Raw genomic sequence first — 15,547 nt, 5'->3', positions numbered from 1 at the left:
TCAACCCTTTACTCTAAAAACTACTACTCTAAACTAACTCTCTCTAATTAAATGTAATATTATCAAAATACACCACGTTATCTGAAGCTCTACCATCTATAAAATCTGGAAAAACAATAACTTGATCTACATTCGTAGTTCCATCTTGACCTATTATACCAAGAAGATGACTGAAATCGAATGTTAACTCTTCCCATTCATTAATTTTAGTATTAGCTACTTTTACTTCGGGTTGAGCTCCACCATTTGCACTAGCCAATTTAATTCCAACATCGCTAATCACGGTTTTGTATACCATAATCTTAATAGTTGTATTAGAAGCAGAAACGGTCCATGTAATTCCCATTTCGCCATGTGCTATTTCAGTTCCAACCCATGGTGCTCCTGCTTGTAATGCAGTAATCTTAGCTACCGTTGAAGATGTATTTATTCCTGACGCACTTGGATTGGTTACAAATTCTAATGGTGAATTTCCTACGTTTTCAAAAACATTCCATGTCCAGCCTGCACCAAACCCAGATGGTTCAAAATCAATAGGAAGTGTCAGGTTATAATCTCCACTATTACCACCTGATGCTTGTAGCGTAAAATCAACAGTATAGGTAGATGTTGTTACCCCATCTTCTGCTGTTACAACTATGGTAGTTTGTCCTGGCAGTGATCCAGCCGGAGTTATTACAGAACTGGCAGCTCCTTGAGTTTCGGTTACTGATACCGTTGGAACTGTTGTTGTTCCTTCAGGTAAAGTTACAGAATAGCTTAATGTATCCGGATTGAAACCTGAAATGCTATTACCATCAACCTTCAAGTCTGATAGAGTTGCATCCTGTTCTGTTGAAACTTCGAATTTATTGAACGTAATATTATCAAAATAAGTTACTACATCTGAAGATCTTCCGTCAGTAAATTCTGGAAATACAATAATTTGATCAATATTAGTAGAACCATCAAGTCCATTACCAATTCTACTACTAAAATCGAATGTTAATTCTTCCCATTCGTTAATTTTAGTATTAGCAACCTTTATCTCTCCTTGCGCACCTCCTGCAGCATTTGCCAACTTAATACCAACATCGCTAATTACCGTTTTATATACCATAATTTTGATTACTGCATTTGAAGCTGAAAGATCCCATGTAATTCCCATTTCTCCGTGTACTGTTTCAGCACCTACCCATGGAGCACCTGCTTGTCTTGCTGTTATTTTGGCAACTTGAGCAGATGTGTTTATACCTGACGCACTTGGATTAGCTACAAATTCTACTGGTGGATTATCTTCATTCTCAAAAACATTCCAAGACCAATTAGCTCCAAACCCTGTAGACTCAAAATCGATAGGTTTATCAAGGCTATATGCTCCAGTACTCCCACCGCCACTAGTTCTTTCATAAAGTTTTAGATCGTCAAAATAATACGTATTGGTATTTGCTTCTGCTAAATCAAAGATTAAAACAATTCTATCATACTTAGCATCATGATTACTTGTAAAAGCAAATGATAACTCTTCCCATTCATTGGTTTTCGTTGTTGTTAATTCTATTTCAGTATTTACACCTGGATCTGCAATAGATTCTAATTTTAATAACACAGTATAACCTGGTTGAGCAGAATACACTTTAACTTTTAACCCTGCATTTGCACTTAAATCTAATTTAGCATCTAAATCTATTTGGTTATTATCCCAAGGATTAGTTCCACTTTTTGTGATTTGAGCCACTTTACAAGAACTATTTACACTATTATCAGAATCTGGATTATCCGCCCAAACAAACGTTGCATTGTCATTTGTAATACTAGAAGTAAGATCAGACATAAAAGTCATATTTAAACCTGCTGCTGTATTGTTTTCTGTAGACTCCGCAACACAAGCACTTCCTACTGAACCTGTACCATAAAGCATTAAATCATCGAAGTAATAAGTATCTGTGTTTCCAGCATTAAGATCAAAGAAAATAACAATCTTATCAAACTTTTCGCTTTCCGTACTCGCAAATGGAAATTCTATTTCTTCCCATTCATCAGTTTTGGTAGTAGCAACCTCTAATTCAGTGTTATTCTCTGGAGCACCATTTTCTTCAAGTTTTACTCTTACTTTAAAGCCTGGTACAGCAGAATATACTTTCATTTTTAAACCCGCGTTTGCGACAAAGTCTAATTTAGCATCTAAACTGATTTGAGTATTATCCCAAGGATTGCTTCCTAACTTTGTTATTTTAGCAACTTTACAAGACATATTTAAATCATTATCAAAATCAGGATTCGCTGCCCATTCGAAAGAAGTACCATCTGCAACAACACTCGCTGTAGGATCTGACATGAACGTCATGTTTAAATCCACTGCGCTATTAGACTCTTCAGTTTCTGCAGTACATGGTGCTGGAGGCGTTTCTACCTGCATAACATCATCGATATAGAATGTACCCGCAGTTTCCCCTGGACCATCCACAAACAATGTTAATCTTGAATATTTATCTGAAGGATTAAAACTAAATAATAATGTTTCCCATCCGGCACCTGTATGACTCACTGCAACTTCAGTATCTGCACCTGTACCTTCTTCCAGTTTCATTAAAACAGTTGTAGCCTCATCTGCCCAAAAACTCATACTTACAGTTTTTTCTGTTGCCAAATCTATATCAATTCCAAGATCGAAGTTAATACCCTCATACTCTGCTCCACTATTAGTAATAGCACCTACATTAGAAGCTACACTGTTTGTACCTGATACATCTGGATTTTCAACAATTTCAAAAGCAGCACCGTTAAAAACAGCCGCATTATAAATTACATCTGCATTATCAAAATTAATTGGCAAACCAAGTTTTTCTGGTATTGTAAATGTGATTTCACTCTCGAAAGTATCTGTTGCTCCTGCAACATTTTTGGATTCTAATACAACCGTATATGTTCCGCTTTTATCATATGTATTTATTGGGTTTTTTTCCGTAGATGTGTTTTCATCTCCAAAAGACCACTCATAACTACTCGCGTTTTCAGAAATATTTATAAAAACAACTGTTCCCGTTTCTAAATTAATGGTATAAGTAAATCCTGCGATAACTTGAGGATAATTATCATCGTCGTTGTTACACCCTACAAAGGATAACACTAAAAGCAAAATTGAAATTTGCTTCATTTTTTTAATTATTTGTTTCATAGTCTTTGATATTTTCAGTTTAGTCAATTAAATTATTTTTATACACTCTTACATAATCCACAAGCATGGTTTGAGGAAAAACAGTTTCTTCATTTGGTGCGCCTACATAATCTCCTCCAATGGCCATATTTATTATGATAAAGAAAGGATGGTCGTAAACCCATTCTCCTGTAACATCTTCTGGTGTTATTTGGTTATACAAAACATCGTCCACGTAATAGTTAATATATTCTGGTCCCCATTCAATACCAAATATGTGAAATCCTGTATCGAATCTGTCATTTGTTAATTCATAACTTTTCGATATAGATTCTCCGGCTGAATATCCTGGACCATGTACAGTACCGCTAATTAAAGTTGGCTCTTGCCCACGGTTTTCCATAATATCGATTTCACCACATTGTGGCCAACCAACTTCATCAACATCTGCACCTAATAACCAAAATGCAGGCCAAAGACCTTGACCGTAAGGCAATCTAATACGTGCTTCAAAACGTCCATAAGTTTGCTCAAACTTTCCTTTTGTTAATATTCTAGCAGATGTATAATCAGAACCTTGAAAAGATTCTTTGTTAGCCGTCATTATCAATACTCCATTTTGAACAACAGCATTTTCTGCACGGTTTGTATAATATTGAAGCTCGTTATTTCCCCAGCCATTTTCACCATTTCCTATATTGAAATCCCAAATAGAACCGTCCAAAGCACCATTTGCATCAAACTCATCTTGCATCACTAAATCTGTAAACTTTGCAACAGTTTGGGTATCATCTGTAGCACAACTCGTTATCACCAGCATTGGCAATACGAACAAGGAAGTTTTAAGCAGTGTCGCTTTAATTCGTTTTTTATATTTATTTATTTTATTCATCTTTTCGTGTTTTTGGTTTTAGAAGCAACTTTTTAGTTATGGAAATAAATATTATCTAAATAGAAACTCTCTATTGATGATGTTGTTGGGTTATTTATATTTTCATAAATAATAAGACCAATATTGTTCTTATTTGCTAAGGTTACAGGTATTTCTAATGTAGCCCAAGTATATGCAGTAAAATCAGATGCGTAAAAAAACACTTGTTGCGTTGTATCATCATCACCACCATCAACAGCATCTGCACCAAAATCTTTTATTGTAATTAAAAAATCTAGATCTGATGGAATTTCAGCCGGTATATACATATTAAGATGTAAAGTAGATTTTTCAGTCACATCTACTGTTGGGTTAGCAAACTGGTTACCAACAAAATTAAAACTAGTGTAGTACAATATATTATCTCCATTTAGAAATAAATCGGCCGATTGAGTTGTTTGAAAAGGCTCCCAATATCCGTTATAAAAGTCTACAGGCACATTGGTGTAAGCATCGCTAAATATAGAAATAACTTGACTTGACGCCAATGTTGGAGTAGGAGCAAAATCAAACCCTCCAATAGTCTCTATGGTAAGTGAACCTTGTGCTTTTTCGCTACCTAACATTGCCGTTATAGTTGCCGTACCATCGCCTATTATAGAAACCACACCTAACTCGCTCACTCTTGCAACTTCAATATCCGATGAAATAAACGTGAAATAAGACGGTGCCGCAGTAACCGTTTGGTTTACACCTGATGATAAATTATACGTTTGAGTAAGCCCACGATCTACCAAGTTTATAGTACTTCCAGAAAATACTTGCTCTACAACATCTTCTCCATTTAATATAGCCGGTTGTGGTTGTGCTATAGTCCCTAATTTTTCGAATTGCAATTCATCTATCCAAAAAACATAACCACCCTCATCATCTGCATTTTCCGCGCCTTCAGCATAATAAAACATGCCTATTTCTTCAATTAATTTTGTAGGATCTGGAATAGCAATAACATACTTTGTCCACTTTGTTGATATCTCCAAATTACTTAAAGACACCTGAAACTTACTGTCATCTCCATCAATACCAAAACCTATTTCGTTTATGTCGGCGCCTTGTGAAGCTTTAGCCCAAAACGTTAAAGCATCATAACTTGTTAAATCGCGCGGACTAGTACTAGGGAAAGTAGCTCCGCCATAACCTACACCAAATGCCGGAATATCAAAACGCATAGATGCATCTCCTTTATAAGTTTCATTTTGTTCTACTGAAAAGGCTTCTTCAAAAGATCCTCCGAAAGGAAAATAATCCAATCCACCAACAAACCCATCAATAAAAACTTCGCCTGTAGCAGCGTGTGTAGCAAATTCTACTGCATCAGAAGCTTCTCTTTCACAGCTTACTGCAGTAACAAAAATTAAACCTAATAGGAAGGTGATTTTTGAAGATATAAATTTTATGTTTTTCATTTTTCTATCTTTTTTATTTTCCAATATTGATGTGTATGTAGGTTCTAATTTCCCACTCGTTTCCATTTCCAAAACCAACAGGACTTATTACTGGCGCTGTAGCAAACTCACCTATTGTATTAGGGCTATACCTTGGAGAATATTGATCTAAAGAACGCCATGTTCCTCTAATTCCAATTTTAGTATCGGGTAAAATAAACCAATCGGGTTTACCTAAGGTTGTAGATAAATCTAGCATTAATTGCACAGGATATGTTAAGTTAAAATCACGATGATAATCAAATGGTCCCCAATCATTAATTTTAAAAGAATGCACTAGCTTTAATTTATTATATATAAGTCTAATATCACCTCCAACACGTTGAATCATTCGCTCATCACTACCATTAGCTTGACCATTACCTGCGTAAAAATTAGCAATTACACCTAAATCTGGGTGCACTTTAGAAACAATTCTAGAATGAGCCTCCCAAAGATCTTCTGCTGGTGCAGAATTTGGAAAAGCAAAAGATGTTCTATTACCTAAAAACCCTACAGCAGCATCTTGAGCCGTTGGAAGATGGCGGTATACAAAACCAAAATTCATAGCAAATTTGGCATCTTCCGATCTATCGTTATCCCAATCGTACATCCATGTTCCTGGAGTTGGATCGAATGAAAACAAAAGCTCTCCTGCCGTAGTTTCTCTATTTGCGCGAACTGCAAATGGATCGTCTTGAATATTTCTAAGTCTTCCAGGTGCTTGCACATCGTTGGGCATAGCATCTACAATTGGCTTTTGCCATAAGAAATTTGGTGCAATTTGAAAATCACCAAAAGTATAAGTAAATCCAGAAAGGAAATTAGTTTGATTGCCACTACCAGAATCTTTTAATCTCCAACCTGTAAACGTTTTTGTTTGATCGGCACCACCATTTGCAACTAAGCCCATGGCTGCTCCTTGAGCGTACCAGTTAATAGCTCCTTTTTGATAAGTTATTTTGGCTTTTGCTCCCCAGTTATCTTCATTATTTATTTCATCGTTGTAAACAATATAACTTCCAGGCTCTCCTTCTACAAGTTGAAATTGTCTTCCATTTAATGGCTGACCACCCCAAATACCACCTATTTCGAAACCAAGATTTCCAAATTGCCTTTTAGCATGAAGCGTAACACGACGTGTTTTAGGTAATGGAATTGCTATAGAGGTTACCGCTTCACCTATATCATCAATATCTTCGTGATATACCGCAGTAACATCAAACTTGCCTATTTTGCGTGTGTATTTTAATAATACTGCTGGATTTGCACCCCACCATAATTGCGGACCAAAGGCAGCCTTTAATCCTTTTAAACCACGTTTTCCATCAATTTCAAAACCAGAAGTTTCACCGTTATAAATATCTAAATTTTCACCATAATTGGCTTCTGGATAAAGATTGAAAAAATCACCTTCATAAGCCCAGTGATAATGGCCAGTACGATAAAAACCACGAACATCAAAATCTTTAGCCGTCCAAGTATAACTTGCATTGTAAATTTGTACGCGATTAGGATCGGTAATAGTAACATCTCCATCATCTGAGTTTACTGTTACTGGTCTCCCTCTATTCTCATAAAAAATTTCATCAATAGGGTTGGCTGCTACATTACCTAAAATACTAACATTAACTTCTGCTTTCATATTTGGTGCGGGATTACCCTCTACACCAATATAGTAAGATTGCATATGATCGAAACCCAACTCGTTTGGATAAGTATTTGAGTCTGGATCGGCTGTATTAGGCGTTGTAATTAAACTTCCTCCGGTATTAAAAGTTGTAAACTCTGCTCTCATGTTACTAATTCTAATCTTATCAGAACCATTTCCTTTTAATGCTGCTTTATCCCCTCTGGCGCGTAAAACAGCGTCCATTAGTGAAATGTTTTTAAAATGATTGCTTACAAATTCTAAATCTACACCAGACGTGTAAGGATTTAATTGATGCGCTTCTTTTAAAGCATAATATGCTGCACGCGGATACAAATCATAAAGTCCTCTAGAATTTGTTGGTCCTTTGGCACAAATACCAAACCATTCTTCGTTCATATTATTATTACCACCTTCTAAATCAAGTTCATAACCACCATTAGACCAAGAAGCATTATTATCATGCACATCTAAATTTGTAGTTTGACCATATTTCCACCATCCATCACTAAATTGAAAAGTAAAACCACCAATAGAATTATTTGCTTTTCCTAAACCTGCAGCATTTTGGTAAATATCTTTCCAGTTTTCTACCATATAATAAGCCTGAGACTTTTGATCTTCTTGATTTTCTATGGCATTAAAAGCATCGGCTCCAAACTCGGTAAAGAGAATAGGTTTGTTTAGTTTTTCTTTTACAACATCAAAAGCATCTCCAAAAGAAGCCCCACGATACATATTAGTTCCTAGAATATCTACATCTTTACATTCTTCAGCAATAATCTCTATAAACAAAAGATCTCCATTGCAAATAGCAATTGGTAATGAAGCATTAATAGATTTCATTTTAATGGCCGCTTCATTCATTAGTCTGTACATTGCTCTACCGCGTGTATCACCAATAAATTTCTTTTTCTCCTCATCGTCCGGGAAATCCTCAGTTTCTGCTCCTGCCCAAAACAAACCATAATTATTTTCATTTCCTAAAAGGAATAATAACAAACCTGGTGTATTCTTATAAGTTTGCGCCATTTCTGAAACTTCGGTCAATAAAACTTCTTGAGCATCTTTATGACTGTAATCTGTTACAGCAACCCACGCACCATTTAAATTTAACCCATAACGCCCAAAAGAATGATTAAGCATGGTGTAAATACCGTAGTTTTCATAAATATATTTAATCCACTTTGGTTGTACTCCCGTGTACTGTCTAATAACATTTACACCCATATTTTTTAACAATCCCATTTCGGAATCTAATGCAGCTTTAATAACATCATCAGATTGTTTCCATAAACTGTAGGAGTAATTGGTGCCAATTGGGAAGTAATCCCAATTCATTCCATTAATCATTAATTTCTCTCCATTAACGGAAAGAAACATGCCTTCACTATTACTCTCAACCATTACTTTATCCGCTTGCGCAAAAAGTGATGTTGAAAATAAAATCAAGACTAATTTTAGAAAGTTTTTTCTCATAATATTAATACTTAAGTTGTCTTAGTTAATAGCTTGTTTAGTAGCATAAAGCTCACAAAACGTACAGCTATGTAAAATTAACCTATATATATGTTAAATTAACTTTAATAACCCCAACAAAAAGCATACACTAGAAGACAAAAGCATATTTTTGTATAAAACCCATAGTATGTAAGGGTTTTATACAATTGCTTTTTTTTTAAAAAAACTAGTTAAATTCTACTTAAAATATTAAATGTTGTGGTGCTGTATGGGTAAGTAAGCAATATGTTAAGGATACTACAACTCCAAAATGTAGTTTGTTAAGCTTGTTTCGTGAGGTAGCTCCATTTTCTTTCGTAATCTATACCGTTTCACTTCTACACTTCGATGTGAAATATTTAACAGAGGCGCAATCTCCTTTGAAGACAGATTTAATCGTAAGTAAGCACAAAGACGTAAATCGTTAGATGTTAACTTTGGATGGATTCCTTTTATTTTTTTTAGAAAATCTTTATCAGCATTATTAAAAGCTTCCTGAAACAGATTCCAATCGTCTGTATGGTTAATATTTTTATCAATTATCTTAATAACCTGCTTTATAGTTTTACTACCCTCTACATCTTCAAGCTCTTTCTTTAAGCTATTTAAAAACTCATTTTTCTTTATAAGACTCATGGTAGATACTCCCAATTCACGATTTTTCGCCTCAATATCCTCACGAAGCTTATCATTCTTAAAACGCATAAGCTTTTGGTTGTTTTCAAGTTCTTTAAGCTCAAATTCTCTTGTGGTTTTTTGCAATAATCGTTCGCGTTGATTTTTATAATAACGCTTATAAAACGTATGCATAAACAAGGAGAACAACAATACAGCAATAATATAAGAAGCAATCGCTATGTTTGAAAGCAACAATGGACGCTCTATTTTAAATGCATACGATGCCGAATTTAAAGTTAACTCATCACCAATACGCCCACGAACCACAAAGCTATAATCGCCATACGGCAGGTTTTCAAAAACCACTTCACCCTTACTACTCCAATGGCTCCAAGTATCATAAATTCCCTCTAGCTTGTATTGGTATTCTAGTTTCTGAATTTTTAAATATTGAGGAATACTGTAAGTAAATTTCACGTTATTCTTCTTATTTTTAAATACTGCCGAAGTTTTTAAGTTAACGTACTCGAAAGCTGTTTCTATTTTAGATGCACTTACTTCAACCTGATTTATACTTATTTCTGAAGGGTAACTATGAATCTTTTTTAAATCGAAAATAAAATATCCCGTTGCAGAACCAACTAAAAATTGTTCATCAACAATATTCGTTATATTTTCAAAACCGGTAATATCCTTTCTAATTTCAGAAGGAAATGAAATAGTTTCTATTTTCTGTTCACCGGTTAATTTTGCAGCAGTTAAATAATGCAGCCCGTAAGTAGATAAACTCCATAGCTTATCGGTTTCTAAATCTAGAATTAACTTACCCGAAGTATAATTACTTCCATTTATTAACTTACTTAAAAGCGTATCTTTTTGAAACCGATTAATAGCTTTCTGATACTTAAAAACACCTTTTTTAGTAGTATACAACAAATCATCATTATACTTAATAAAGCTAGAAGTTAAACCTTTTTCAACTAATGTATCTTGTTTAAAACTTACGGTTTTTCGGAAGCTACTATCAACTTTAACATTAAAAACACCCTTATATTCATGGCTAACAATAAGATTCTCTGGGTCTAAAAACTCAAAATATCGACTAGAGATATTAAAGTCTTCAATTTTATTTCTAAACTGCCATGATTCATTTATTTTCTCAAGAATGTTTAAACCATTATAGTTTCCTTGAATCAATAAATTTTCATGATTAGGAACTTTCTTAATTTGCCAAGCGCCTAATACATTAGATATTTTTTTCGATTCGGCACCTTCAATTAAAAACGTACCTGAATTATGACCACAAAAAAGCTGATTATCTAAAATCTCTAAACACCATACCTGCCCTTGAGTATTTGGGACAAACTGAAAATCTTCAGAACTATTTAATGGTTTACAAAACAAACCTTGATTAGACCCCAAATAAAGCAAACCATTGTAAACTTTAGATGTATAAACACTGCCAATAATGCCATTGTTATCAATATATTGCAAGTAAGGTGATTTACTATTTATACAATCAATACCATTATCTAAACCTAGCCAAATGTTATGATCTTCATCTTCAAACAAAGATAAAACCGTATTATTACTAAGCCCGTTAGATTGATTAACACCATGCTTTACACTACCATCATAAGTTAAATGTATTAATCCATCGGAAATAGTACCCAACACAAAACTCTTATCTTGAAGTTGAATACCGCTAAAAACACTAACATTATCCAAGATCTCTTTGTCTGCAATATCCCATGGCGTTAATGCCCCATCGATAAATTTAAAAAAGCCACGATCCTGAGTTAAAATCAGCAATTCCTGGTTTTGCTTAAAAATATTTACGATTAAATTTTCTTGAAGAATAGCATCATCAGATACAAGAACGCCCTTACCATTTTCAATTTGATATAAACCTTTATTTACATTTTGAAAGTATAGATTCTTTCCTACTAGAAACAACCTCGAAATTTTAGATTCAGAATCTACTACGCTGTAAGTTTTCTTTACCTGATCGTAAATATGAATGCGATCTAAAGATTGAAATAAAATCCAGTTTTCGAGTTTTAAAATCGTCCAAATTTCTTCATCTTCTAAAAAATCGACATTAAGTTGCTTTGATAGCGGCGTGTAATTTAAAAGTCCAAAATCATCCTTTTCCCAATAACCAAACCCTCTAAAACTACCTGTATAAATAAGCGAATCAATCACTTTTACAGTACGAAGAATCGTTTCGTTTGGTGAATGATACAAATTCCATTTGGCACCACTAAATTCTAGCAGCCCTTTGTTATTGGCAAAATAAAGATACTTATCGGAAGACTGAGAAATAGACCAATTCTGGTTTTCACCTCCATAAACTTCAGGTGTATAGGTTTGTATTGGTGGAAATTCCTGTGAACTTAGTGTAAATACTAAGCCTATACAGAAACAAAACAAGAAACAATAATGCTTTTTCATTTTTAACCCTAATGTTGGGCCAACAAGATACTGAATATCCTTTAAATAAAGGTGCTAAAAAATAATTGTATAGGTAATCACAGTTTTATATCATCTTCAAATAACTACTCATATTTCATATATGAATAAAAAATTAGCTATCAAATTATACTAATATGTCTTTCTAGAAAAAGCACATTAGTATAGGTGAAAATCAATTATTTCTTCTCTAAAAGCATAATAGTATCATTTGAATTAATAAGAACTTGCCCATCTTTCACTTCGGAATAAACACCAGAATATGCATCATGAATTTTAATGCCATTTTCAAACACTTCCGAAACATCAATTATTTTTTCTCCCTTAGGAAAATCCAAACCAACAAGTACGACATCATTAAAATCTTCTTTTGAAAAACGACGTGTAAATAAATAAGGTTCTTGAGATATCATTTGATGAATACCAGCTCCAACCGCTGGATGGCTCGCTCTAAATTGTCCTAATTTCTGCCAATGTTTTAAAATAGCTTGGGTTTTTGTATTGTTTTTAAAATCGTCCCAATTCATAAAAGAACGCAGTGTAGCATCTCCTTCCGCACCTTCAATAACAAGTGGTCTAGCTAACTCATCGCCATAATACACCTGCGATGCACCAGGACACAACAACAATTTTGTGGCAGTTTCAAAAGGTTTCTCACGCTTCGCATCAAATGGCTGTCCATCGTCATGCGAGGTTAAATAATTTAAAACACTATAACCTTTTAAACCACCATTTAATATCCCTGAATAACGTTTAAACACATCTTCCATAAGCCTTTGTGCTAAATTCCATTTAGCTTCAAAATTGATTAAACTTTCAAAAGCATTGTCAAAATAGTTAACTTTTTTATCCCCAAAATCGTAGGTCTTTTCATTTGATATGTTATAATTATAAACCTCACCAACAAGATAAAACTCATTATTATCCAAAACCTTTTCTGGGTTTTGCTCTTTGTACTGTGCAAAAGCATAATCGCACTCTGCTTTATATTCCTGCCAAACATAAGCTTCGGTGTGCTTTACAGTATCTACACGGTAACCATCAATACCGTATTCTATAATATAATCCGTTAGCCACTTCATAACATAAAAACGTGGCGACCTAGGATGGCCGGTGCGCTCAAAAAACGCATCTAATTCCTTAATTTCTTGATCGTATCGACCTTCAGTTTTCCACTTTTTGATCAAGAACGGCGGTAAATCAATATTTTCATTGCTTTCCGTTCTAAGATCTGGTAAATTTTTCACAAGCGTACATGCAACAGTGTTCTCATAATTATCATAACTGCATTGTGGACCGGTACGCACCCACTCTTTCGGCCAAACAGAATCTTTATCGGTTACTGGCCCTGTATGGTTTATTACACCATCCAACAAAACACGAATACCGTGTTTATGAGCCGTTTTAATTAATTCATGCAAATCGGCTTTACTACCAAAATTTGGATCGATAGACGTCCAATCCTTTGCCCAATAACCATGATATCCATAACTTAAACCCGTGCCTTCGTCCGTTCCTCCATGAATTTGTTCAACAATAGGCGTCATCCAAATAGCATTAATTCCTAAATTAGTAAAATAACCTTCATTAATTTTTTGAGTAACACCTTTTAAATCCCCACCTTCAAAGCCACGGAGTTTACCCGTTTTAGCAGTCCTATTAAAGTTAATATCGTTAACTGTATCTGCGTTATTAAAACGGTCCGTAAGCAAAAAATAAACATTAGCACCTTCCCAAACAAACGGCGTTTTGACTTCGGGCTTAACAACTTCTGTTTTTACAGTTTTATTGCAACCTGTTAAAATAAATAGAACTATAATGGTAGCTAAAATTTGTTTCATTTTAATATGTTTTTTGTGTTTTAACCTCCTAAGACCTAAAGAAAGCTAGTAGTTTATTTCATTTTTAAGATGAAAGATTCTAAAGGCATTAAATTAATATTGACATTGCCGAGTCCATTTTCAACTACTAATTTTAATAGAACCTTATGATATAATTGATCTTCAAGCTCATATTCCCCATCAGATAACTGCCATGATTTAATAATATTTTCAGGTATTTTTAAATGAAAGTCAAATCTGTTTTCAGAATCAAAATTTGAAACAACGATAACCTTTTCAGAATCACTATAACGCACAAAAGAAAACAATTTATCAGTATAGTTTTCTGTGTGTTCTCGATTATACTGATGGATATCGGCATAATCGCCCATTAATGCAGAACTATTTATTGTAAAATTTAAAAGACGTTTATAAAAATCTCTCAAACCTTTTTCAGACTCGGTTAATTGTCCACCATCAAACTTTTTATCATTAACCCAACGTTGGTGAGCAGGAACTCCAATATAATCAAAAATCGATGTTCGGGTAGGCGCTCCAAAACCAGGCTCTTCGGAGGCGTCCTCACCTACTTCTTGTCCAAAATAAATCATTACTGGAGCTGTAGTTGATGTTGCCGAAACTACCATAGCAGGCTTTCCTTTTTCCGCTTTGCCAGCAAAATCAGGACTAGCGATACGTTGCTCATCATGGTTTTCTAAAAAATGAAGCATATGATGTTCAATATCTGCCAAATCACTTAGAATAGGCGGAATATTATCCGTTTTCCCATAACCCTGTACCACATGTTTTAATGTATCATAAAACTGTACTTTATCATACAGATAATCCATTTTTCCTTTTTTGATATAATCGCGATATAAGCTAGGCGTGTAAACTTCGGCTAACAAAAAAGCATCTGGTTTTTTCATTTTTATAGACGAATTCATATAACTCCAAAATTCGACCGGTACCATTTCGGCCATATCATAACGAAATCCGTCGACCCCAAAACCTAACCAATACAATGCAATATCTCTAAATTTCATCCAAGAATTCGGAACCATTTTATCTTCCCAAAATTCAAAATGTTTTTTATAATCTTCATTTTCAAATCCATCAGGTAATTCATCAAAATACTTTTCTCCTTCGGGCGAAATTCCATAATTTATTTTTACAGTTTCGTACCAATCGTTCATATTTGGCTTAGAAGCACTTGTGCCATTACCAGTCCACTTAGCAGGAAACTCAAGAAACTCACCATCAGCCAACACATTCTTCTCGCCACCCAAAGGCATATATTGGTGTTCCCAATCTGGCACCTTAAACATTTCGTTAGGGTTATAATAAAAGTTATTATTCGCATCGAAAACTACTGTTTTATTATCATTTTCGCCAAAATCCTTTATGCCTTTTGGTCTCGAAATACTTTTGTAATTTCTCGCAACATGGTTAGGCACTATATCCATAATAACTTTTAATCCAGCCGCGTGTGTACGATCAATTAAGGCTTTAAACTCCCCTAATCTATTTTCTACATTTACTGCTAAATCTGGATTTACATTGTAGTAATCTTTAACTGCATATGGCGAACCTGCACGACCTTTTACCACATCGGGATCGTCGTTAGAAATACCGTATTTGGCATAATCGGTAATTACATCGTGATGTGGCACACCTGTATACCAAATATGAGTTACTCCTAAATCTTTTATTTCATTTAAAGCTTTGTCTGTAAAATCGTTAAACTTACCTACACCATTTTCTTCAATGGTTCCCCATGGTTTATTATTAGTATTTGTATTACCAAATAAACGTGTAAACACTTGGTAAACTACTTCTTTTCTATTCATTACTCTGTTCTCTTGCTCAATGGTTTTATCCACCACTTTTTCTTCATTATTACAACTTAATCCGATAAATAAAAATACAACTATGATATATTTTACAGCTTTCATTTTGTGATTTTTTTTTAAACAAAAAAAGATTCTATTATTA

The 15,547-nt window shown here is 34.2% G+C and carries 7 protein-coding genes; all 7 read right to left on the bottom strand.

What is annotated here, in order from left to right:
• Positions 1–43: 43 nt before the first annotated feature.
• The 7 genes from GQR97_RS06530 to GQR97_RS06500 all read right to left on the bottom strand — a co-directional run bounded on the left by GQR97_RS06530 (position 44) and on the right by GQR97_RS06500 (position 15,507).
• On the bottom strand, positions 44–3,136 hold the full coding sequence (locus tag GQR97_RS06530; protein WP_158846655.1) for a PKD domain-containing protein: 3,093 nt from the start codon (positions 3,134–3,136) through the stop codon (positions 44–46).
• 40 nt (positions 3,137–3,176) lie between these two features.
• Positions 3,177–4,028 carry a family 16 glycosylhydrolase gene (locus GQR97_RS06525; RefSeq protein WP_158846653.1) on the bottom strand — a complete coding sequence of 284 codons (852 nt, stop codon included), beginning with the start codon at positions 4,026–4,028 and terminating at the stop codon, positions 3,177–3,179.
• A gap of 32 nt (positions 4,029–4,060) precedes the next feature.
• Complete coding sequence (locus tag GQR97_RS06520; RefSeq protein WP_158846652.1) at positions 4,061–5,473, bottom strand: glycosyl hydrolase family 16; 1,413 nt, start codon at positions 5,471–5,473, stop codon at positions 4,061–4,063.
• A gap of 13 nt (positions 5,474–5,486) precedes the next feature.
• Positions 5,487–8,621, bottom strand: a complete 3,135-nt coding sequence (locus GQR97_RS06515; RefSeq protein WP_158846650.1) for a glycosidase — start codon at positions 8,619–8,621, stop codon at positions 5,487–5,489.
• Between the two features lie 279 nt (positions 8,622–8,900).
• The gene (locus GQR97_RS06510) at positions 8,901–11,714 is read right to left on the bottom strand and encodes a triple tyrosine motif-containing protein (protein WP_158846648.1); all 2,814 of its coding nucleotides are present in this window, start codon (positions 11,712–11,714) and stop codon (positions 8,901–8,903) included.
• Positions 11,715–11,911: 197 nt separating this feature from the next.
• Positions 11,912–13,573: an alpha-amylase family glycosyl hydrolase gene (locus GQR97_RS06505; RefSeq protein WP_158846646.1), complete on the bottom strand. Its 1,662-nt coding sequence runs from the start codon at positions 13,571–13,573 to the stop codon at positions 11,912–11,914.
• Positions 13,574–13,626: 53 nt separating this feature from the next.
• Positions 13,627–15,507 carry an alpha-amylase family glycosyl hydrolase gene (locus GQR97_RS06500; protein WP_158846644.1) on the bottom strand — a complete coding sequence of 627 codons (1,881 nt, stop codon included), beginning with the start codon at positions 15,505–15,507 and terminating at the stop codon, positions 13,627–13,629.
• Positions 15,508–15,547 lie beyond the last annotated feature (40 nt).

The sequence above is a fragment of the Algibacter sp. L1A34 genome (assembly GCF_009796805.1).
GTDB lineage: Bacteria > Bacteroidota > Bacteroidia > Flavobacteriales > Flavobacteriaceae > Algibacter.
The sequence above is the reverse complement of the archived record's forward strand: the minus strand, read 5'-3'. Positions and strand labels throughout refer to the sequence as shown.